22 protein-coding genes are annotated in these 20,900 nt (G+C 60.3%); 15 read left to right on the plus strand and 7 right to left on the minus strand.

Annotated features, from left to right (window positions below; all coding sequences use genetic code 11):
* Nucleotide 1: 1 nt before the first annotated feature.
* Nucleotides 2-3,052 carry an efflux RND transporter permease subunit gene (locus ACR0K9_RS06090; protein ID WP_480821574.1) on the plus strand — a complete coding sequence of 1,017 codons (3,051 nt, stop codon included), beginning with the start codon at nt 2-4 and terminating at the stop codon, nt 3,050-3,052.
* 55 nt (nt 3,053-3,107) lie between these two features.
* On the opposite strand, the gene carB is transcribed toward ACR0K9_RS06090, so the two are convergent.
* The gene (carB, locus tag ACR0K9_RS06095; protein WP_480821576.1) at nt 3,108-6,452 is read right to left on the minus strand and encodes a carbamoyl-phosphate synthase large subunit; all 3,345 of its coding nucleotides are present in this window, start codon (nt 6,450-6,452) and stop codon (nt 3,108-3,110) included.
* A gap of 178 nt (nt 6,453-6,630) precedes the next feature.
* On the opposite strand from carB, the gene ACR0K9_RS06100 reads away from it, so the two are divergent.
* From ACR0K9_RS06100 to aspS, 4 genes are all read left to right on the plus strand, one after another.
* A complete protein-coding gene (locus ACR0K9_RS06100; RefSeq protein WP_480530335.1) occupies nt 6,631-7,758 on the plus strand; it encodes an aminodeoxychorismate synthase component I in 1,128 nt (375 codons plus the stop codon).
* Nucleotides 7,713-8,360 carry an aminotransferase class IV family protein gene (locus tag ACR0K9_RS06105; protein WP_480821578.1) on the plus strand — a complete coding sequence of 216 codons (648 nt, stop codon included), beginning with the start codon at nt 7,713-7,715 and terminating at the stop codon, nt 8,358-8,360. The genes ACR0K9_RS06100 and ACR0K9_RS06105 overlap by 46 nt, the downstream gene beginning before the upstream one ends.
* A complete protein-coding gene (locus ACR0K9_RS06110) occupies nt 8,357-9,028 on the plus strand; it encodes a CPBP family intramembrane glutamic endopeptidase (RefSeq protein WP_480821580.1) in 672 nt (223 codons plus the stop codon). Before ACR0K9_RS06105 ends, ACR0K9_RS06110 begins: the two co-directional genes overlap by 4 nt.
* 77 nt (nt 9,029-9,105) lie before the next feature.
* Entirely contained in the window at nt 9,106-10,881 is a 1,776-nt protein-coding gene (aspS, locus tag ACR0K9_RS06115) for an aspartate--tRNA ligase (RefSeq protein WP_480821582.1), read from the plus strand.
* Nucleotides 10,882-11,065: 184 nt separating this feature from the next.
* On the opposite strand, the gene ACR0K9_RS06120 is transcribed toward aspS, so the two are convergent.
* A complete protein-coding gene (locus ACR0K9_RS06120) occupies nt 11,066-11,782 on the minus strand; it encodes a response regulator (protein ID WP_480821584.1) in 717 nt (238 codons plus the stop codon).
* 135 nt (nt 11,783-11,917) lie between these two features.
* Here ACR0K9_RS06120 and mce point away from each other — a divergent pair, with 135 nt between their 5' ends.
* The gene (gene mce / locus ACR0K9_RS06125; RefSeq protein ID WP_480821586.1) at nt 11,918-12,322 is read left to right on the plus strand and encodes a methylmalonyl-CoA epimerase; all 405 of its coding nucleotides are present in this window, start codon (nt 11,918-11,920) and stop codon (nt 12,320-12,322) included.
* Between the two features lie 5 nt (nt 12,323-12,327).
* On the plus strand, nt 12,328-12,603 hold the full coding sequence (locus ACR0K9_RS06130) for a DUF1467 family protein (RefSeq protein ID WP_480530323.1): 276 nt from the start codon (nt 12,328-12,330) through the stop codon (nt 12,601-12,603).
* Nucleotides 12,604-12,606: 3 nt separating this feature from the next.
* Here ACR0K9_RS06130 and ACR0K9_RS06135 read toward each other — a convergent pair whose 3' ends face one another.
* From ACR0K9_RS06135 to ACR0K9_RS06145, 3 genes are all read right to left on the minus strand, one after another.
* Nucleotides 12,607-13,305, minus strand: coding sequence for an EI24 domain-containing protein (locus tag ACR0K9_RS06135; protein ID WP_480821588.1), 699 nt, complete (start codon nt 13,303-13,305; stop codon nt 12,607-12,609).
* The gene (locus ACR0K9_RS06140) at nt 13,302-13,880 is read right to left on the minus strand and encodes a nitroreductase family protein (protein WP_480821590.1); all 579 of its coding nucleotides are present in this window, start codon (nt 13,878-13,880) and stop codon (nt 13,302-13,304) included. The genes ACR0K9_RS06135 and ACR0K9_RS06140 overlap by 4 nt, the downstream gene beginning before the upstream one ends.
* Nucleotides 13,881-14,016: 136 nt before the next feature.
* Entirely contained in the window at nt 14,017-14,265 is a 249-nt protein-coding gene (locus ACR0K9_RS06145; RefSeq protein WP_480821592.1) for a hypothetical protein, read from the minus strand.
* Nucleotides 14,266-14,386: 121 nt separating this feature from the next.
* On the opposite strand from ACR0K9_RS06145, the gene ACR0K9_RS06150 reads away from it, so the two are divergent.
* From ACR0K9_RS06150 to ACR0K9_RS06170, 5 genes are all read left to right on the plus strand, one after another.
* Nucleotides 14,387-15,088 (plus strand): M48 family metallopeptidase, encoded by a 702-nt coding sequence (locus tag ACR0K9_RS06150; RefSeq protein WP_480821594.1) that lies wholly within the window; start codon nt 14,387-14,389, stop codon nt 15,086-15,088.
* Complete coding sequence (locus tag ACR0K9_RS06155) at nt 15,088-15,450, plus strand: YigZ family protein (protein ID WP_480821596.1); 363 nt, start codon at nt 15,088-15,090, stop codon at nt 15,448-15,450. Before ACR0K9_RS06150 ends, ACR0K9_RS06155 begins: the two co-directional genes overlap by 1 nt.
* A 69-nt stretch (nt 15,451-15,519) precedes the next feature.
* A complete protein-coding gene (locus ACR0K9_RS06160; RefSeq protein WP_480530311.1) occupies nt 15,520-15,771 on the plus strand; it encodes a DUF6455 family protein in 252 nt (83 codons plus the stop codon).
* Nucleotides 15,772-15,786: 15 nt separating this feature from the next.
* Entirely contained in the window at nt 15,787-16,047 is a 261-nt protein-coding gene (locus ACR0K9_RS06165; protein WP_480530309.1) for a DUF6455 family protein, read from the plus strand.
* An 8-nt stretch (nt 16,048-16,055) separates the two neighbouring features.
* Nucleotides 16,056-16,322, plus strand: coding sequence for a DUF6455 family protein (locus tag ACR0K9_RS06170; protein ID WP_480530307.1), 267 nt, complete (start codon nt 16,056-16,058; stop codon nt 16,320-16,322).
* Here ACR0K9_RS06170 and ACR0K9_RS06175 read toward each other — a convergent pair.
* Nucleotides 16,319-16,561, minus strand: coding sequence for a CDGSH iron-sulfur domain-containing protein (locus ACR0K9_RS06175; RefSeq protein ID WP_480530305.1), 243 nt, complete (start codon nt 16,559-16,561; stop codon nt 16,319-16,321). The two genes, ACR0K9_RS06170 and ACR0K9_RS06175, sit on opposite strands and share 4 nt — an antisense overlap.
* A gap of 214 nt (nt 16,562-16,775) precedes the next feature.
* Between ACR0K9_RS06175 and ACR0K9_RS06180 the strand changes: the two genes are divergently transcribed.
* Both ACR0K9_RS06180 and ACR0K9_RS06185 read left to right on the plus strand, forming a co-directional pair.
* The gene (locus tag ACR0K9_RS06180; protein ID WP_480470516.1) at nt 16,776-16,964 is read left to right on the plus strand and encodes a hypothetical protein; all 189 of its coding nucleotides are present in this window, start codon (nt 16,776-16,778) and stop codon (nt 16,962-16,964) included.
* Nucleotides 16,965-17,097: 133 nt separating this feature from the next.
* Nucleotides 17,098-17,454: a diacylglycerol kinase gene (locus ACR0K9_RS06185; protein WP_480821598.1), complete on the plus strand. Its 357-nt coding sequence runs from the start codon at nt 17,098-17,100 to the stop codon at nt 17,452-17,454.
* Nucleotides 17,455-17,459: 5 nt separating this feature from the next.
* Here the strand turns inward: ACR0K9_RS06185 and rimO are convergent, their stop codons facing one another.
* Entirely contained in the window at nt 17,460-18,857 is a 1,398-nt protein-coding gene (gene rimO, locus ACR0K9_RS06190; protein ID WP_480821600.1) for a 30S ribosomal protein S12 methylthiotransferase RimO, read from the minus strand.
* Between the two features lie 93 nt (nt 18,858-18,950).
* Here rimO and ACR0K9_RS06195 point away from each other — a divergent pair, with 93 nt between their 5' ends.
* Nucleotides 18,951-20,897 (plus strand): AsmA family protein, encoded by a 1,947-nt coding sequence (locus ACR0K9_RS06195; protein WP_480821602.1) that lies wholly within the window; start codon nt 18,951-18,953, stop codon nt 20,895-20,897.
* The last annotated feature ends 3 nt before the right edge of the window (nt 20,898-20,900 follow it).

The raw sequence follows: 20,900 nt of genomic DNA on the forward strand, positions 1-20,900 counted from the left end.
CATGAGCATCGCACGCGCTTCGATCGACCGGCCGCTCTATACGTGGCTGTTCATTCTGATCGCCCTGTTCGGCGGCATCTGGGGCTTCCTGTCTCTGGGCCGCCTTGAAGACCCGGCCTTTACAATCAAACAGGCGGTTATTGCGACCCAATATCCCGGCGCGACCGCCGAGCAGGTGGCGTTGGAGGTATCGGAACCGCTGGAATCCGCCATTCAGCAAATGGGCGAAGTGGATGTCATCACCTCGGTCAACCAACCGGGTCAGTCGCTGATCGAGGTTGAGGTCAAATCCACCTATGACGGCAGCGAATTGCCCGACATCTGGACCCGTCTGCGCGCCAAGGTGCGCGATGCGGCACGCGGTCTGCCTTCGGGCGTGGGTGTGCCATATGTGAATGACGGATTCGGGGATGTGTTCGGCCTGTTTTACGCGGTTACGGCAGACGGGTTTTCGGACGCCGAGAAACACGAGCTGGCCACCTACCTGCGCCGCGAATTGCTGACGGTCAGCGGCGTCGCCGATGTCGAGGTTCAGGGTCTGCCGGACGAGGCAATTTTCATCGAACCCGACCTGTCGATCTCGGTCAATCAGAACGTGCCCTTACAGGCGATCAACGAAGCCATCGCAAATGCGGATTCGGTCAACGCCTCGGGCTCGTTGCGGTCCGCAGGTGACCGGACCACGATCTTGACGGCAGAAGGATCGGACAGTGTTTCGGCCATCGCCGGACTGTCGGTCGGGTCGCAGGGGCAGGTGATCAACCTCTTTGATATGTCCGACGTCTACCGCGGGCGGCAAAACGATCCCGATATCATGATCCGGTTCAACGGGACCGAGGCCTTCACATTGGGCATCGCCGGGCTTGCCACGGAAAACATTGTCGAGGTCGGTCAACGCGCGGATGCCAAGCTGGCCGAGCTGGATTCCGAAATCCCCTTTGGCGTCGAAATCCTGCCGATCTATCAGCAGCATGTGGTTGTCGATGAGGCCTCGAACGCCTTCCTGTTGAATCTGGCCATGTCGGTGAGCATTGTTGTCGCCGTTCTGGGCATCTTCATGGGCTGGCGCGCAGCCATTGTCGTGGGCACGACCCTGCTGCTGACCGTCGTTGGGACGCTGCTCTTCATGTCGATGTTCTCGATTGAAATGGAGCGGATTTCGCTGGGCGCCCTGATCATCGCCATGGGGATGCTGGTCGACAACGCCATCGTGGTGGCCGAGGGAATGCAGATTTCGATGCTGCGTGGCAAATCCTCGCGCGATGCTGCCGAAGAGGTCGCGTCGAAAACGCAAATCCCGCTGCTTGGGGCGACAGTGATCGGGATCATGGCGTTCGCCGGAATCGGCCTTAGCCCCGATGCCACCGGAGAGTTCCTGTTCTCGCTATTCGCCGTGATCGGTATTTCGCTGCTGCTGAGCTGGGTTCTGGCAATCACCGTCACACCGCTGCTGGGGCACTATTTCTTCAAACAGGGCAAAGAGGGTGAGATTGATGCCTATGGCGGCATCCTGTTCCGCGTCTATGGCGCGATCCTGAACTGGGCGCTGCGGTTCCGCTGGCTGGTGGTCGCCGGGTTGATCGGAATCACGGTCGCCTGTTTCGCGGGCTTCGGGCTGATGAAACAGCAATTCTTCCCCAACTCGAACACACCGCTGTTCTTCGTGCATTACAAGCTGCCGCAAGGCACTCCGATTGCCCGCACCGCCGAAGACATGACCGTGTTCGAGGATTGGCTGGCGCAGCGTGATGATGTTGTCTCGGTCGCCACATTCGTGGGGCAGGGGGCGACGCGATTCATGCTAACCTATGCGGCCGAAAAGCCGAACCCAAGCTATGGCCACATGATCATCCGCACCGAAACGCTTGACGATATCCCGGCATTGCAGGCCGATCTCGAAGCGTTCGGCTCAGCCCAATTTCCCGAAGGGGAGTTCCGCACCAAACGGCTGATTTTTGGTCCGGGCGGCGGCGACCCGATTCAGGCCCGGTTCTCGGGCAGTGATCCGATTGTATTGCGCCAACTGGCCGAAGAAGCCGTGCAGCGCATGTCAGCGGCCTCTCCGAACGCGCTGCATGTGCATCACGACTGGCGCGAACAGGAACTGGCCGTCCAGCCGATCTATGCCACCGAACGGGCCCAGACAGCAGGGGTGACGCGCGAGGATATCGCGGCCACGCTGCAATTCTCGACCGATGGCATCACGGGGGGCGTTCTGCGTGAACGCGACCGCCAGATTCCGATCATTCTGCGCCGTCCGGCGGATGGAGAGTATTCAATCGTCGATCAGGTAGTCTATTCCGATCAATCGGGACGGTTCGTTCCCATCGAGCAGATGGTGGATGGGTTCGAATACAAGGCGCTCAACACGCTGGTCCACAGGCGTGACCGGGTGCTGACCATCACGGTCGGTGCCGACATCCCGCCCGAGATGACCGCCGCGCAGGTTCATTCCGAAGTGCGTGGTGCCATTGAGGCGATGGAATTGCCCATCGGTTACAGAATGGAATGGGGCGGTGAGTTCGAGGATTCGGGCGACGCGCAGGCCAGCCTTGGGCGGCAATTGCCCCTGAGCCTGTTGATCATGGTGCTGATCTCGGTGCTGCTGTTCAACGCGATCCGGCAACCTGTCATCATCTGGCTGCTGGTCCCGATGTCCGTCAACGGTGTGGTCATCGGTCTGCTTGGGACGGGCCTTCCGTTCACCTTTACGGCGCTGCTGGGGCTGCTGAGCCTTTCGGGCATGCTGATCAAGAACGGCATCGTGCTGGTTGAAGAGATCGATCTGGTCCGTGCCACCGGCAAAGCCCTGCGTCCCGCGATTGTCGAGGCATCCGTATCGCGTCTGCGCCCAGTGATGCTGGCCGCGATCACGACCATTCTGGGGATGGCGCCGCTGCTGACGGACGCGTTTTTCGTGTCGATGGCAGTGACGATCATGGGTGGTCTGGCCTTTGCCACTATCCTGACCATGGTCGCCGCGCCGGTGTTTTATCTGCTGTTTTTTTCACGGGAAGAACGGCGGAAACCAGCACCGCAACCCGTGCTGTAAACGAAAAAAGCCCCGGCGTCGTGCCGGGGCCTTTTTTCAGATTTATGCGCTAGGATCAGCCCTGCAGGGACTTCACCTCGACATCCCCCTCGGCCTGCGCCTTGATCGCCAGCGCTGCGGCGTGGCTGGCGGCGGCGGTGGTGAAATAGGGGATCTTGTCATACAGCGCGATTGAGCGGATGGATTTGCTGTCCTCGACCGCCTGCGCGCCTTCGGTGGTGTTCATCAACAGCTGAACCTGACCGTCTTTCAGCATATCCACGACGTCGGGGCGGCCTTCATAGACCTTGTTCACCACGTCGCACGGGACGCCCTGATCGGACAGCCAGCTTTGAGTGCCGCGTGTGGCGACCAGGGTAAAGCCCTGATCGACCAGAACCTGCGCGGCCTCTAGCATCGCGGCGGTTTTGTCCGCGTCCTTGATCGAGATGAAAGCACGACCCGAAGACGGCAGCACCATCCCGGCGCCCATCTGCGCCTTGAGGAAGGCGCGCGGGAAGTCGCGGTCCCAGCCCATGACCTCGCCGGTTGAGCGCATTTCCGGGCCCAGAATGGTATCGACGCCGGGGAAGCGGGCAAAGGGCAGCACCGCCTCCTTCACCGAGAACCACGGCATGTCCGGGTCGGCCAGCGTCATCTGGTCGGCGATTTTGGTATCATCGACCGTTTTGTAGGGCGGGCGTTTCGGGAAGTTCGCCAGTTTCTCACCGGCCATCACACGCGCAGCGATGGAGGCAATCGCGCTGTCAGTGGCTTTGGCCACGAAAGGCACGGTGCGGCTGGCACGCGGGTTGACCTCGATCAGGTAAATCTCGTCATCCTTGATGGCGAACTGTACGTTCATCAGGCCCACAACGTTCAGCGCCTTGGCCAGTTTGAACGCCTGATCCTTGATCTGGGCGATGATCTCTTTCGAGAGCGAATAGGGCGGCAGCGAACAGGCCGAGTCGCCCGAGTGTACGCCGGCCTCTTCGATATGCTGCATGATACCTGCAACATGCACGTCAGTACCATCGCACAGCGCGTCCACGTCCAGCTCAACCGCACCGGCCAAATAACTGTCCAAGAGAACGGGGCTATCACCCGAGACCACCACGGCCTCGTTGATGTACCGCCGCAGCTGATCCATATCGCGCACGATTTCCATCGCGCGGCCACCCAGAACGTAAGAAGGACGGATCACCAGCGGGAAGCCGATTTCTTCGGCAATTTCCAGCGCCTGTTCATCGGTCGAGGCGATGCCGTTCTTGGGCTGTTTCAGACCCAGTTCGTTGACCAGCGCCTGGAACCGTTCCCGGTCTTCGGCCAGATCGATGGCGTCCGGCGTGGTGCCAAGGATCGGAATGCCTTCGGCCTCCAGCGCGTTGGCCAGTTTCAGGGGAGTCTGGCCGCCGAACTGAACGATCACACCGTGCAGGGTGCCGTTTTCCTGTTCCTTCGTCAGGATTTCCATCACGTGTTCGAAGGTCAGCGGCTCGAAATACAGACGGTCCGAGGTGTCATAGTCGGTTGAAACCGTCTCGGGGTTGCAGTTGACCATGATGGTTTCATAGCCAGCGTCGGTCAGCGCGAAACAGGCGTGACAGCAGCAATAGTCGAACTCGATGCCCTGACCGATCCGGTTCGGGCCACCGCCGAGGATGACGACCTTCTTGCGGTCGCTCGGGCGTGCCTCGCACTCGACCTCACCCATCATCGGAGCTTCGTAGGTCGAATACATATAAGGCGTCTGCGCCTCGAACTCGGCGGCGCAGGTGTCGATGCGTTTGAACACGGCGGTCACGCCCAGATTGCGGCGGGCGCGGCGGACGTTGTCTTCGTCACGGCCGGTCAGGTTGCCCAGTCGCGCATCGGTGAAGCCCAGCATCTTCAGCTTGCGGATGCCATCCTCGGTCACCGGGAGGCCGTCCTTACGCACCACGCGCTCGGCCTCGATGATTTCGCGGATGCGGGCGAGAAACCACGGGTCGAACTTGGTGACGCTAAAGATTTCATCGTCAGCCAGACCATGACGCATGGCTTGCGCGATGGTACGCAGACGGTCGGGGGTCTGCTGGCTGATCGCCTTGATCACGGCGGCCTTGTCGTCGGCCTCTTCCCAGACACCCACATTCAGACCGGGGATTTCGACCTCATCAAAACCGGTCAGACCCGATTCCATCGAGGCCAGCGCCTTCTGCATCGATTCGTGGATCGTGCGACCGATGGACATGGCCTCACCCACCGATTTCATCGCGGTGGTCAGGTACGGTTCGGAACCGGGGAATTTCTCGAAGGCGAATTTCGGGATCTTGGTGACGACATAGTCGATGGTCGGCTCGAAGCTGGCGGGCGTGACCTTGGTGATGTCGTTGTCCAACTCGTCCAGCGTATAGCCCACGGCCAGTTTCGCGGCGATCTTGGCAATCGGGAAACCGGTTGCCTTGGACGCCAGCGCCGAAGACCGCGATACACGCGGGTTCATCTCGATCACGACCATGCGGCCATCATCGGGGTTGATCGCCCACTGTACGTTCGACCCGCCGGTCTCGACCCCGATCTCGCGCAGAACGGCGATCGAACCGTTGCGCATGATCTGGTATTCCTTGTCGGTCAGCGTCAGCGCCGGGGCCACGGTGATCGAGTCGCCTGTGTGGACGCCCATCGGATCGACGTTTTCAATGGAGCAGACGATGATGGCATTGTCGGCAGTGTCGCGCACCACCTCCATTTCGTATTCTTTCCAGCCCAGCAGGCTTTCATCGACGAGGATCTGGTTCACCGGCGAGGCATCCATGCCCGAGCGGCAGAAATGGATGTAATCCTCGCGGTTATAGGCCACACCGCCACCGGTGCCGCCCAAGGTAAAGGCCGGGCGGATGATGGCGGGCAGGCCGATCTCTTCCAACTCGTCCAGGGCCATCTGCACACCCGCATCCAGATCGGCAGAGCCATCTTCCTTCTTGGGTGCGGTGATGATGGTCGCCTTGGGGTTTTCCAGCCCCAGCCGGTCCATCGCTTCGCGGAACAGGGCGCGGTCTTCTGCCATTTCGATGGCGTCACGCTTGGCGCCGATCATCTCGACGCCGAACTTGTCCAGCACACCCATCTCTTCCAACGCCAGCGAGGTGTTCAGCCCGGTCTGTCCACCCATGGTGGGCAGCAGGGCATCGGGGCGCTCTTTCTCGATGATCTTGGCGACGACCTCGGGGGTGATCGGCTCGATATAGGTGGCATCGGCCAGACCGGGGTCGGTCATGATGGTCGCGGGGTTCGAGTTCACCAGAATGACCCGGTAGCCTTCCTCGCGCAGCGCCTTGCAGGCCTGTGCGCCGGAATAGTCGAACTCGCAGGCCTGACCGATAACAATGGGGCCCGCCCCGATGATCATGATCGACTGGATGTCGGTTCTTCTCGGCATTGGCCTTGTTCCTTCGATTGTCCGCGAGTCAGGGCACCGCCCCAGCGCCCAAATTGTCCTGCGTTATAGGGACCGCGCGAAAAGGTGCAAGAGGTATCGGAAACCGAGGCGAAATTGCCGCTTTCCCCCCTTTCGCCTGCTGTCGTATCCTCTATATCGCGCAGCACGATAAATGAGGATGCACTTGCGTATTCGTTTCGATCAAGGACCAGCCGGGCGCGGAACCCGGTTCGAGCGTCCGTCCCGGATTATCCGCGCGGATCAGGCGGAGGAGGTGCCCCAGGCTCTGGCGGCGCTGGATCAGGCGCGCGCGGACGGAGGCTGGCTGGCCGGATATGCAAGCTATGAGCTGGGTTATGTGCTGGAACCGCGTCTCGCGGATCGCCTGCCCGAAGGGCGGCGGCTGCCGCTGCTGTGTTTCGGTGTGTATGACGCGCCGGATCGTGTTGGCCTGTCAAAAGACATCGGTGGCATCACTGCGTTTCAACCCCGTTGGGACGAGGCGCGCTATACGCAGGCCTTCCGCACGGTGCATGACGCCATCGGTGCCGGGGACATCTATCAGGCGAATCTGACCTTCCCGATTGACCTTGACGTGACCGACGGCAGTGCCGCGCTTTATGCGACGCTTGCGGCGGGTCAGCCTGTCGGCCATGGCGCATTGGTTGAGCAGGACGGGTTGCCCGATCTGCTCAGCCGCTCGCCCGAGCTGTTCTTTCGGACCGATGCCGAAGGTCGGATCGAAACGCGCCCGATGAAGGGCACCCAGCCGCGCAGCGAGGACCCTGTCGAAGACGAACGCCGCCGTGCCTTTTTGACTTCGGACGAAAAGAACCGCGCGGAAAACCTTATGATCGTCGACCTGCTGCGCAACGATATCAGCCGCGTGGCGCTGGCCGGGTCGGTCAAGGTGCCCGAGCTGTTCAAGGTCGAAACCTATGCAACCGTCCATCAGATGGTGTCGCTGGTGCAGGCGCAATTGCACCTTGGGGTCGGTCTTTCGGATATCCTGACGGCGCTGTTTCCATGTGGCTCAATCACCGGAGCCCCCAAGATTCGCGCCATGGAGATCCTGTCCGAACTGGAGCCCTGGCCGCGCGATGTCTATTGCGGCACCATTGGCTGGGCGGCGCCGGATGGGCGGTCTGAATTCAATGTGGCCATCCGCACGCTCATGGTCGAAGACGGCAAGGCGACCCTGAATGTCGGCGGTGGTCTGGTCTGGGACAGCACCGCCCCTTCGGAATATGAGGAGGCGCTATGGAAAGCTCGCTTCGCCCACCAACTGAGCCTGATTTCCGCCTGATTGAAACTCTGGGCTTTCGACCCGGACAAGGTTTCGTCCGACGGGATCGGCATATCGCCCGCATGGCCCGCTCGGCTGAGGCGCTGTCGCTTCCTTTTGACAGTGTCGCCGCACAGGCGGCCTTGTCCGAAGTGACCGGCGCCGCACCGCTGCGCTGCCGCCTGACCATGGATGCTGCGGGCGATTTTGATCTGACAACCGCTCGGCTTGCCGATAACCCGGCCATCTGGCGGCTGGCGGTTTCGGAAACTCGCTTGACCTCAGACGATATCTGGCTGCGCCATAAAACCACCCGGCGTGCGATCTATGACAGGGCCCGTGCCGAAATGCCCGAGCGTGTCGACGAGTTGCTGTTTCTGAACGAACGAGGCGAGCTCTGCGAAGGGTCGATCACCAACCTGTTCGTTGAAACCCGGGACGGAGACCGTTTCACCCCGCCGCTGTCCTGTGGGTTGCTGCCAGGTGTCTTGCGCGAAGAGTTATTGGAAAAAGAAGAGTTTACCGAGGCAGTTTTAACCCTGAACGATCTGAAAGACGCGCAAACCGTGTATTTGGGTAATTCCCTGCGCGGTTTGATCCGGGCAGAGTTGGTGGGTCAATGACCAGCGATGAGACGACGGCCGTCTCTTCGGCCGCACTATCGCGACTGCGGTTCGAGTTCGGTGCGTTCTTCATTGCCGTGCCCCTGCTGATTGCAGTTTTCTTTCCGCCCAACTGGATGTTTCCGGCGCTATTTGCGTTTACGGGGCTGGGCATTGTCCTGCTGCACGCGACGCCCGGTTTCTATTGGGCGGAACTTCGATACGCGTGGGGGAATTGGTCGCTGCGCGAACTGGTGCTGTTCTCGCTTGTGATGGCGGCATTCTGTACCGCGCTGATCTATGCCACCCGCTCCGAAGCCGCCTTTTTTCTGCTGAAACACCGGCCCGAGATGCTGGCCTTCATCTGGATCGGCTATCCGCTCTTGTCGGCGCTGCCGCAAGAGCTGCTGTTTCGCCCGCTGTTCTTCCGCCGGTACCACGCCATTCTGCCCGAAGGGCGCCGGGCCGACATCCTGAACGCGGCCATCTTTTCCTTCGCCCATCTGATGTATTGGAGTTGGATCGTCGCCATCATGACCTTTGTCGGCGGGCTGCTGTTCTGCTGGGCATACCGCAAGCGCGGCTCGTTCTTTTATGCCGTTCTGCTGCATGCGATTGCGGGGAATATCATCTTTGCCGTCGGGCTGGGTGTCTATTTCTATTCCGGCAACGTGCAAAGGCCGTTTTGACGGCGCGACCTGCCTTGACTTTCCGGGCCTGACAGGGTGTATCGGCGCGACGAATTCTGCGCCCGAAGGGATATTCCATGCACGCCTATCGCAGCCACACCTGCGCCGCTCTGACCGCCGCCAATGTCGGTGAAACCGTTCGCCTGTCCGGTTGGGTGCATCGGGTCCGAGATCACGGCGGCGTGCTGTTCATCGACCTGCGCGACCATTTCGGTGTGACGCAGGTTCTGTGCGACGGTGACAGCGCGGCTTTTGCCGAACTCGAGAAAGTGCGCTCGGAATGGTGTATCCGCATCGACGGTACCGTAAATGCGCGTGACGCTGATCTGGTAAACCCGAAACTGCCCACCGGCGAGATCGAGGTTTATGTGCGCGAGCTGGAAGTGCTGGGCGCGGCCGACGAGCTGCCGCTGATGGTCTTCGGCGATCAGGAATACCCCGAGGAAACCCGCCTGCGCTATCGTTACCTCGACCTGCGCCGCGAGGCGATGCAGCGCAACATGACGCTGCGCTCGGACGTTGTGGCATCCATGCGCCGTCGGATGTGGGATCAGGGCTTCCGCGAATATCAGACGCCGATTATCACCGCCTCGTCGCCCGAAGGCGCGCGTGACTTTCTGGTGCCCTCGCGTCTGCATCCGGGCAAGTTCTACGCGTTGCCGCAGGCGCCGCAGCAGTTCAAGCAGCTGATCATGGTGTCGGGCTTTGACAAGTATTTCCAGATCGCGCCGTGTTTCCGCGACGAAGACCCGCGCGCCGACCGTTCGCCGACCGACTTCTACCAGTTGGACCTTGAGATGTCGTTTGTCGAACAGCAGGACGTGTTCGACACCATCCAGCCCGTGCTGACCGGTGTATTCGAAGAGTTCGGCGGTGGCCGCAAGGTGGATCAGGAGTGGCCGCAAATCTCCTACAAGGACTCGGCCCTGTGGTATGGCACCGACAAGCCCGACCTGCGCAACCCTATCAAAATGCAAGTGGTGTCCGACCACTTCCGCGGGTCTGGCTTCGCGATTTTCGCGAAGCTGTTGGAGCAGGAAGGCACCGAAATCCGAGCCATCCCCGCGCCGACCGGTGGCAGCCGCAAGTTCTGCGACCGTATGAATGCGTTTGCCCAGAAAGAAGGCCTGCCGGGTATGGGGTATATCTTCTGGCGCGATCAGGGCGAGGGGATGGAGGCCGCAGGTCCGCTGGCCAAGAACATCGGCCCCGAACGGACCGAGGCGATCCGGCAGCAACTGGGTCTGGGTGTCGGCGATGCAGCGTTCTTCCTGGGCGGCAAGCCGAAGGCCTTTGAAAAGGTCGCCGGCAAGGCCCGTGACGTAATCGGTGAGGAACTGAACCTGACCGAAAAAGACCGCTTCGCCTTTGCCTGGATCGTGGATTTCCCGATCTATGAGCAGGACGAGGAAACCGGTACGATCGACTTTGAACACAACCCGTTTTCGATGCCCCAAGGTGGCATGGATGCACTGAACGGCAACCCGCTGGACGTGCGTGGATACCAGTACGATCTGGCCTGTAACGGGTATGAGCTGGTCTCGGGCGCAATTCGGAACCACAAGCCTGAGATCATGCTGAAAGCCTTCGAACTGGCGGGCTATGGCGAGGATGAGGTCAAATCCCGCTTTGGCGCGCTGTTCAACGCCTTCCATTATGGCGCGCCGCCGCACGGGGGCTGCGCTGCGGGTATCGACCGGATCGTGATGCTGCTGGCCGATGAGGCCAACATCCGCGAGGTCATGATGTTCCCGATGAACCAGCGCGCCGAAGACCTGATGATGGATGCGCCCTCTGATCCGACCTCGGATCAGTTGATGGAACTGGGTCTTCGCATCATCCCGCAGGATTGATCAAAGCCGCCCGCCTTGTGCGGGCGGTTTTCATTTTGTGTAGGCACATCCTGTGGATGGACCTCAGTCCAGCGGATTTCGGATATTCTGCCGGTTGCTGCGGATGCTTTTTGCCGTCATGCGTGTCTGGCGGTAAAGCCAGAGGCACAGGATGGACGCGGTTACGAAATAGGCTGTCACCATCTCAGATCGCCTCCCGCCGTTCCAGCCGTTCTTGTACCAGCCCCGCCAGCCGGGCGGCCTGCGCCATCAGCGGGCTGCCCTGCTGGCGCGAGGTAGCCAGCTGTTTCGCTGCGTCGGCCAGCACAATATCCTCGGCATCGCGCGCTACGCCGTGCAGAAATTGCGCTGCGTAGTCCAACGTGCTCTGATCCGTCGGACCGCTGAGTACATCCGCGATATGGGCCATGTCGTCCTGATAGGCCAATGGATCGGGGTGAACGACCTCGTCCCGCACCGCATCCAACCCTCCGGGGCGGCGATCTTCCGGCAATCGTTCGAGTATCGTTTTCTGAAAATAGGCAACAGAACTCAGCGGTTTGGCCAGAAATCCGTCAGCTCCGGCGCGTAGGGCCAGTGATTTGGCATTGTCATCGCCCGACAGGCCGAGAATGACACCGATGCGCGGCACCGCGTTGGCATGTTCGGCGATCAGATCGGCACCCGATCCGTCAGGCAGCCCCATATCGACGATCAGCACCGAGGGGCGATAGATCTGCAGATGCCGCCGCGCCGATTTCAAGCAATCCGCCCGCCGAATGCGCGCGCCGCTGTGCAGGCACATCAATCGAATTGCATCGCAGGCATAACGGCTGTCTTCGACCACAAGGATGGTCTGGCCCAGCAGCGGCCGCATCTTGGTGGCCAGCGCCGGCGCAGCGAAAGGACCCGAATCGTCCATGGCAGAACTCCTAATCAGCAGATGCCTCACGCTAGGAACATTCGGCTAATACAGGGTTAACGCGCGATTTGGCGCACTTGCCCTTTGACCGGACTGCCCCCATAACCGCTGCAACGCAGAAGGAAGGAAAGTCTCATGATCGGTCGCCTTAACCATGTCGCTATTGCGGTTCCTGACCTCGAAGCCGCCTCGGCCCAGTATCGGAACGCGTTGGGGGCCAAGGTTGGCGCACCTCAGGATGAGCCTGACCACGGGGTCACCGTGGTGTTCATCGAACTGCCCAACACAAAGATCGAACTGCTTTATCCGCTGGGGGAAAACAGCCCGATCAACGGTTTCCTCGAAAAGAACCCCTCGGGCGGGATCCACCACGTTTGCTATGAGGTCGACGATATCATCGCCGCGCGCGACCACCTGAAAGAGACCGGTGCGCGGGTTCTGGGGTCAGGCGAACCCAAGATCGGGGCCCATGGCAAGCCGGTTCTGTTCCTGCATCCCAAGGATTTCAACGGCTGCCTCGTTGAGCTGGAGCAGGTCTGACGCCGATGACGATCACCGCTGCACTGGTCCTGTTCGCCGTCATCTGGTTCCTGACCCTGCTGGTCGTGCTGCCGATACGGATCAAAACGCAGGGCGATCTGGGCGAGATCGTTCCGGGCACCCATGCGGGTGCGCCGGAAGTGCATCATATGAAGAAAAAGATCTGGATCACCACCGGCATTACGGTGGTTCTGTGGGCGATCATCGCTGGCATCATTCTTTCGGGCCTGATCACGGTGCGGGATCTGGACTGGCTGAACCAGCTGGAACCGCGTGAATAGCACCTAGTCGCGCGTCCCGGACAAGCCGTGATAAAGATGCGTGAAGGTTGCGGCCCCGAGGATCGGGATCAGCAGGTTCACCAGTGGCACCGATAAGGGAACGGCCATCAGGATGCCCGCAGCCCAGATGGTCGGGCTGTGTTTTGCACGCAGTTTCCGCGCACCCTCACGCCCCAATCTGCGCATGGCGGCGAGGGTAAAATACTCCCGCCCCAGCAGAAAACCGTTCATCCCCCAGAAAATGAACAGCGCGAAGGGCGTGAAAAGGGCATAGAAGATCAGGGCCAGCAGGTTGGCAACGACCAGCACACCCAGAAAACTGAGCGTGTCACGCAGCGCGTCGCCAAAGGGGACACGCTGGGCCGGGGGCAGGCCGGGATAATGCCTGTCCTCGACCGCCTGTGCGACGTCGTCGAGAAACATCGAGGTAATGGCAGAGGCGACGGGCACCATCAGGAACACTGACAGCACCATCATCAGCAGGAATGACGACACGCTGAGCAGATCGTTCAGCCAAGTTACCTCTCCCAGGATCGGCAGGGTTGCCTGTTCGCCAACCAGAACGTTGATCAGCCAAAGAAACCCGGCATAGGTCGCAACCAGCAGCGCGAAGGTCAGCCCGACCCCCAGCAGCAGCACCTTGCGGAACCGGGGGTCGCCGATCTGGCCGAGCGCCTTCAGAAAGGACTGAACGATGATCATTCCGAAACCCATTGGGTCAAGGCGGCGACATCGGGGCGGGGGCGTTCGGGCGGCGCTGTGCCTTCGGTCGCGATGTGGATGAAACCTGCGATGGATTCGTTGTCGGCCAAACCCAGCGCCGCCTGACAAAACGCCCGATCATGGGATTGCCAGCCCGACAGCCAGTTTGCACCCCAACCCGCCGCCAGGGCTGCGTTCAGCAGCGCCAGACAGACGGCCCCAGCAGAGTAGGTCTGCTCGATCGCCGGGATCTTGTCCGAAGGTTTCTGCGCCTCGATGACTGCGACTGCCAGATGCCCCATGTCGAACTGAGAGCGGGCTTTTGCAATCTCCTCCGGGGTCTTGCCTAGCGATTGCCCGCACGTCTCGGTCAGCGCAGCCATACGTGGCATTGCACCCTTTTCGATGATGACGAACCTCCAGGGTTCCAGCTTGCCATGATCCGGGCTGCGTGCGGCGGCTGTGAGCAGCGGCAACAGTTCATCGCGCGTTGGGGCCGGGGCCACCAGAGTCTTGGCCGGGCGCGAGCGGCGCATTTGCAGAAAGTCCAGCGCAGCTTGGTTCTTCAGGGACATATGTTAACTTCCTTCACATGGGCCGTTTGTATGTCGGGGACATGCCGTCCTGTTTCAAGGGCAAACTGCCCCTGAAAGAGTGACAAATTCAATCGGAAATGCCGCCGGAATCCTGCTCCAACGCGGAAGAGAACCGCTATTCAGTCGGCGTGTCGGTCTCACGAATTTGGTAGACCCCTTCGGGCAGGTCCAGTGCGGCGGCCAGATCGCGCACTTGTTCGGGGGACAGGGTGATCTTCTGGATCTGATCGGTCCGCGGGTCCAGTTGTTCAATCGTTACGCATTCGGCGAAGCTGTTGATCACAATGTCTTCCTGCAAAGGCTTTGGGCCTTCATCCACCAGCGTAATGACCGTCGAGTCGAATTCGTGTTCTATTGAAAACATGCGGGCAGAGTGCCGATCACGGCCCTGTAATGCAACCCGGTAAAGGGCGGATTCCGCGGTGGCACCGCATGTTCCGCCACGCTATGGTGATCTGCGGTCAGAGTGACTGAAAGGAACCCGAATGCGCCGTCTTGCCCTTTTGTTGGTGTTGTTTCTGGCGGCGTGCGAAACCTCTTCGGTTGTGGCGGTTCCGGCTGATGAATGGCAGCCGAAAGCGCCCGGTCAGAGCGGTGCGGCGCGCAGCTTTGAACAGGTGGGTCGCGCAGTTGCCGAGTCTGCTGGCCGGGAATGTCGCCGCCGTTTGCGTTCGGCCAATTGCGAATTTGTCGTTCTGGTTGACCTGAACCCAAGGGCGCCTGCAAATGCGTTCCAGACGCTGGACGACGATGGGCGCCCGTTGATTATCTTTACCCAGCCCATGATCAGCGCGACGCAAAACGCTGATGAGATCGCCTTTGTCATGGGGCACGAAGCGGCGCACCACATTCTGGGTCACATTGCACGGCAGGCCGCAAATGCCAAGGACAGCGCCCGTATCTTTGGCGATCTGGCGCGCGCGCAAGGCGAAGACACAGCTGGCATCGAACGGGCGCAGAAATTGGGTGCCGAGGTTGGTGTGCAAACCTATACCAAGCAGTTCGAGCTTGAGGCGGATGAATTGGGAACGGTGATCACCTATTCGGCGGGATATGATCCGCTGATCGGCATGAATTTTTTCCAACGCATTCCCGACCCGGGTGACCGGTTCCTAGCAACACATCCCCCGAATGCCGAACGGGTGGAAACGGTGCTGAAAACCGCGCGCCGGCTGGGTTTGCGCTGATGGCGGAACTGACACAACTAGGCGTCGTGCTCAGCGATCGCGGATCAAAATACGCGGTGACCGGGGCGCGGGTGACCAGTCGGGCCGAAGTGGATGCAGTGCTGGCCGAGCTGAAATCGGACAAAGCCTATGCCAAGGCCACCCACAACACCTGGGCAGCCATGCTGCCCGCTGGTGCATTAAAGGCCGATGATGGTGAAAGTGGCGCTGCGATGGTCATTCTGCGCATGATCGAACGGGCCGGACTCTCGGACCATGTCATCATCGTAACCCGCTGGTATGGCGGCAAGAAACTGGGCGGAGATCGATTCCGCCGGGTGCAGGACGCGACACGCGCCTATCTGGATCGTCTGGGGCTTTGACCTGAGTCAAAGGCAGCAGTGGCCGGATCGGATAGCTTTTCCTAACGCATGACAGGGAGAGGAAACCGCATGTCCCATCGCGATACACTAAAGCGCCACGCCGGCCTTGTGGACGAAATGGCCACAACGCTGGGCGTCGATCTGCAGGAAGCTGCAATCGGTGGAGCCTTACGGGTGGATGAAATCTCCGAGGCGGTACTGCGCTGTGCCGACTGTCCAAACCCGGGTCATTGCGAGTCGTTTCTGGCAAAAAACAAGGCGGCTTCGCGGACGCCGGAATATTGCCAGAATCAGGAATTGCTGCAGCGCTTGATGCCGTAGATATTTGGATCAGTGATGTTACGACTCGGTCAGGTCATGACGCATTTGAGGCTGGTTTTGCGCATGGCGCGCACCACCGGAACCGATCTTGCCGAAGCGCATCGTGACGGCCATTTGAGTCAGGAAGACTGGGCCGAGATGGTCCAGCTCTGTCGCGGATGCGAATGGGCGCGTGCCTGTCCGGACTGGTTGAGCGAAAACGAAACAGCGGAACATGCGCCTTGTACCTGCCCCAACCGTGATCGGTTTGCAGCCCTGAAAACGCTGGCTTCATAGGTGATTAGATGCCACAGATACCGCTGGGTGAAATCGAAAAGCACTTCTGGCTCACGCGTTCGGTGGCGCGCTGCATGGGCGTTTCACTGACCGAAGCGATGGCCGAAGACAGGCTGGCCGCGGATGACTATGCAAAGATCGTCACCCGCTGCCGGGCTGCACATTGCAGTGAGAAATGCGAACTCTGGCTGGCGTCCCAGCAAACGTGCGCCAAGGCCGCCCCCGATTTCTGCGCCAATGCGAAACCGCTGAACGATCTGATCTGCTCGCGCTAGAGCTTGGCGTGGGATCCGTCGCATAGCGGTGCTTTCGTGCTGTGTTTGCAGCCACAAAAGAACAGCTTCTTGCTGCTTTCGGCGGTGTATTTCATCGGCTCAAGCCCGGTTTCCTTATGCGATCCATCACAGAATGGCTGACGCTGAGACCTTCCGCAGGTGCACCAGAAATAGGTTTTGCCCTCGGTCACTTCGACGGGATAGGGGGCCTTTTGGGCAATGATGGGTGCGTCTGACATTGGCTACTCCGTTGTTGGCTGCTGTCGCAAAAACAGTCTAGAGCGTGAAATCGAAAAGGACAGCAGGCCGGTTCGGATTGCTGCGCTAGCGCCGTTTCGCCTTAAATCACGTCTGCGTGATCGAGCCGGTTGCCAGATCAGCTTCTTGGTCTTATTCTGATACCGGCCCCGAAAAATTGGGCAATATCAGAAAAGTAATAGAGGATTGACGGACATGAAACTGAAATTTGCTGCCATCTGTGCCACTGCCGTTGTACTGACTGCGTGTTCGCAGCAAGAGGAACCGACCCCGGTTTATATCCAGCCCGACTATGACAAGTACGGCACACCCAGCTGTGCTGCGGGCTATGAACTGGCCACAACCGAGGCTGGCCAGACCGTCTGTAATCCGGTCACACAATAAGCCTTTGGCAGACGGTCCCGATTGGGGCCGTCTGCATCCGCACTGATCATGTCACCGCCTTCGGGGCGGTTTTTTCTTGCCTTTCCGCGGTTGCTGCTGAACGTGTGGCTCAGAGTTTCGACCGGATGGACAGATGCGCAATTTCTTCGAACGCCTGAACGACCGCACCCGCTGGAGTTGGCAGGGTCTGTGTGCCACTTGGCGTGACGAATATTCTTTCCGAACATGGGGTTGGGCCAACCTGATCTCGACCGCGTTGGCGATCCTGCTGCCATTGGGCATGGCGGAACGGGCGATGATTCTGATCTTGGGTCTGCTGGTTCTGGTGGCTGAACTGTTCAACACGGCTATCGAGCGTGCGGTCGACCACACTTCAACCGACCATCATGCACTGGCCGGGCAGGCCAAGGATGCGGCCAGCGCGGCGGTTGCCCTGACCGCCATCGCTGCTGGCGTGGCTTGGGTTTTTGCACTGATCGGGATGCTCTGAGGCGCTCAGGCCATTGGCCGCAGGCGCCCCCACAGATCATATTCGCCCGCTTCATCCACCTCGACCGAAACGATGTCACCGGGTTTGAGATCCTCGAACCCTTCGTCGATAAACAGGTTCCCGTCGATCTCGGGCGCGTCGGATTTGGTGCGGCAGGTTGCGGCCTCACCATCGACCTCGTCCACGATGACATCCAGCGTCCGGCCGACCTTCGCCGCCAGCTTCGCCTCGGAAATGGCCTGCGCTTTTTCCATGAACCGGTCCCAGCGCTCTTGCTTGACCTCGGCGGGGACATGGTCGGGCAGGTCATTCGACCGGGCACCATCGACGTTTTCGTATTGAAAACAGCCGACGCGATCCAACTGCGCCTCATCCATCCAGTCCAGCAAGGTCTGAAACTCGGCCTCGGTTTCACCGGGATAGCCGACGATGAAGGTCGACCGCAGGGTGATATCGGGGCAGGTGGCGCGCCAGGCGGCGATCTCATCCAGCGTTTTGGCACCCGCCGCGGGGCGGGCCATGCGTTTCAGGACATCCGGATGGGCGTGCTGAAACGGAATGTCGAGATAGGGCAGCACATTGCAGCCCGCATCCGCCATCAGCGGAATCAGATCCCGCACATGGGGGTAGGGGTAGACATAGTGCAGCCGCACCCAGGCATCGAACTGTCCCAACTCCCGCGCCAGATCGGTGATATGGCTGCGCACTTCGCGGTTTTTCCACGGGTTGATGTCATATTTGCGATCCAGCCCATAGGCCGAGGTATCCTGCGAGATCACCAGCAATTCACGCACGCCATTGTCGACCAGCTTTTCAGCCTCGCGCAGCACCGCATGGGCCGGGCGGCTGGCCAGTTTGCCGCGCATGTCGGGGATGATGCAGAACTTGCACTTGTGGTTACAGCCTTCGGAAATCTTGAGATAGCTGTAATGGCGCGGTGTCAGCTTGACGCCCGACGCAGGCAGCAGATCGACGTAAGGATTGGGATCCGGCGGCACCGCGGCGTGCACCGCGTCTAGCACCTGTTCGTATTGATGCGGTCCCGTGACGGCCAGAATTCGGGGATGATGTTCCCTGATATAGTCAGGCTCGGCCCCCAGACAGCCGGTTACGATGACCTTGCCATTCTCAACCAGCGCCTCACCGATCGCCTCCAGCGACTCGGCCTTGGCGCTGTCCAGAAACCCGCAGGTGTTCACAATCACGGCATCGGCCCCGGCATAATCCGGCGAAATGCCGTATCCTTCGGCCCGCAGCCGGGTCAGGATACGTTCGCTGTCGACCAGCGCTTTGGGACATCCCAAAGATACCATCCCAAGGGTTGGCTGGCCTCGACGCGGTGTGTCGGTGATCTGCGCCGAAGGGGCCAGATCAGGGCGGAGGTTTGGCGGGTTCGTACTCATGGCCGGGCATATAGAGGGGAAAGCTTCCCCTTGCAAATATTGCCCGCACAGGGCTGACTTGGGAAAGAGCAGATAAGCCGGAAAGGCGGACCCATGAAGTGGCTCATTCGTATTCTATTCCTTTTGGTTGCGGCCTTCGGGCTGGTGATCGGCGCGTTGCTGCTGATGCCGGGCGACAAGCTGGCGACGATTTTGGCTGAACAGGTCAAGGCGCAAACCGGGCGCGAACTGAAGCTGACGGGCGATGTCAGCCTGTCCTTCTGGCCGGTTCTGGGTATGGAGACCGGCCCGGTCACCTTCGGCAACGCCCCCTGGGCCGGGGCCGAACCGATGCTCAGCGCGCAGAGCCTTGCGGTGGGGGTTGATGCCGCAGCATTGCTGTCGGGGGATATCCGGATCAAGCGAGTGCTGGCCGACGGCCCGGTTTTGCGGCTGGAGCGCAGCGATGGGCGTGGAAACTGGGAATTGCACCAGCCCGGCAACTCTGATACCACCGGCACCTCGGCGCAAGCGGTTGAGAGTCGACCAATCACGCTCGAACGGTTGGAATTGACCGGTGCCCGGCTGATCTATGTAGAAAACGGCGCAGTCAGTATGGATTTCGCCAATGTCGACCTGTCTGCGCGCTGGCCTGACGTGACCGCTCCGATGGAGATGCAGGCGCAAATGTCGGTGCCCGGCGGGGCCGTTCAGGTTGAATTGACGATCCCCGATCTGCCTGCCTTTTCCAGCGGGACCGTAACGCCGCTTGAACTGGGCCTGACTGCGCCGGGTGGAGATGTTCAGTTCTCGGGCCGGGTCAATCTGGCCGGTGAAATGGATGGTAAAACTTCGGTCACGGCACGGGATACGCATAAGATGCTGGCCGCGTTCGGGCAGGGTGGCGTATCCGTGCCCGAAGGTCTTGGACGGGTGGCCTCAGTCTCGGGGCAGATGACCTATACCAGCGATGGTCGGATTTCGATGCGCGATATGACCACGATGCTGGACAGCAACCGGCTGGATGGCGAAGCCGATATCCAGATCGCAAACCCGCCACAGATCACGGCGCGCCTTAAGGCGGGGGACCTTGATCTGTCAAAGGTGGCAGGAGAGGACACGTCGAACGGAGGGTCAGGTTCGAGCGGAGGCTCGGGTTCGGACGGATGGTCGAAAGCGCCGATTGACGCCTCATTTCTTGCACTGGCCAACGGCACCATCCGCTTGCAGGCCAACTCGATCGCGGTGCCGGGTATGCGGTTCGGCAAAAGCGATCTGACGCTCAGCCTCGACAACTCGCGCGCGGTTCTGAAGATGCAACCGTCCTCATTGTTTTCCGGGCAGCTGAACGGCCGGGTAGTCGCCAATAACCGCAACGGCCTGTCTGTTGGCGGCAAGCTGAAAGCCGACAACATCGATATCAAAGAGGCGCTGGTCACGTTGGGGGGTATCGAACGTCTGTCCGGTACCGGCTCGGGCGCGCTCGAGTTTCTGGGCGTAGGTCAGACCGAGGATCAGATCATGCGCTCGCTCAGTGGTAAGGGCAGCATTGATGTGGGCAAAGGGGTGATCGCGGGGCTAGATCTCGACCGGCTGATGGGCCGGGGTGAGGGTTCGGGTGGCACGACGGTGTTCAACAGCCTGACGGCCAGTTTCACGATGCAAAACGGTGATCTCAACAACGATGACCTGCTGATGAAGCTGGATAACTTTCGCGCAGACGGGGCAGGACGCGTGGGTCTGGGTGCGCGCGATATCGACTATCTGTTCACGCCCGTCGCCTTGCGCGCCAATTCCGGGCAGGGCCTTTCGGTCCCTGTGCGGATTGTCGGGCCGTGGAGCAATCCTTTGATCAAGCCGGACCTGAGCAAAGTCATCGAGGCCGCTGCTGAAGGTAAAATCAAAGAGCTTGAAGGCGACGCCAAAGACAAGGTTCTCAAAAAGGTTGGAGACGAGTTTGATACCACGATCACCGACACCGATCAGGTCGAAAAGGCGCTGAAGAAGAAGCTTGAGGATGAGGCCAAAAAGGGCCTGCTGAAACTGCTGGGCGGGGACTGAGCG

It is taken from the genome of Ruegeria sp. L12 (assembly GCF_056531745.1).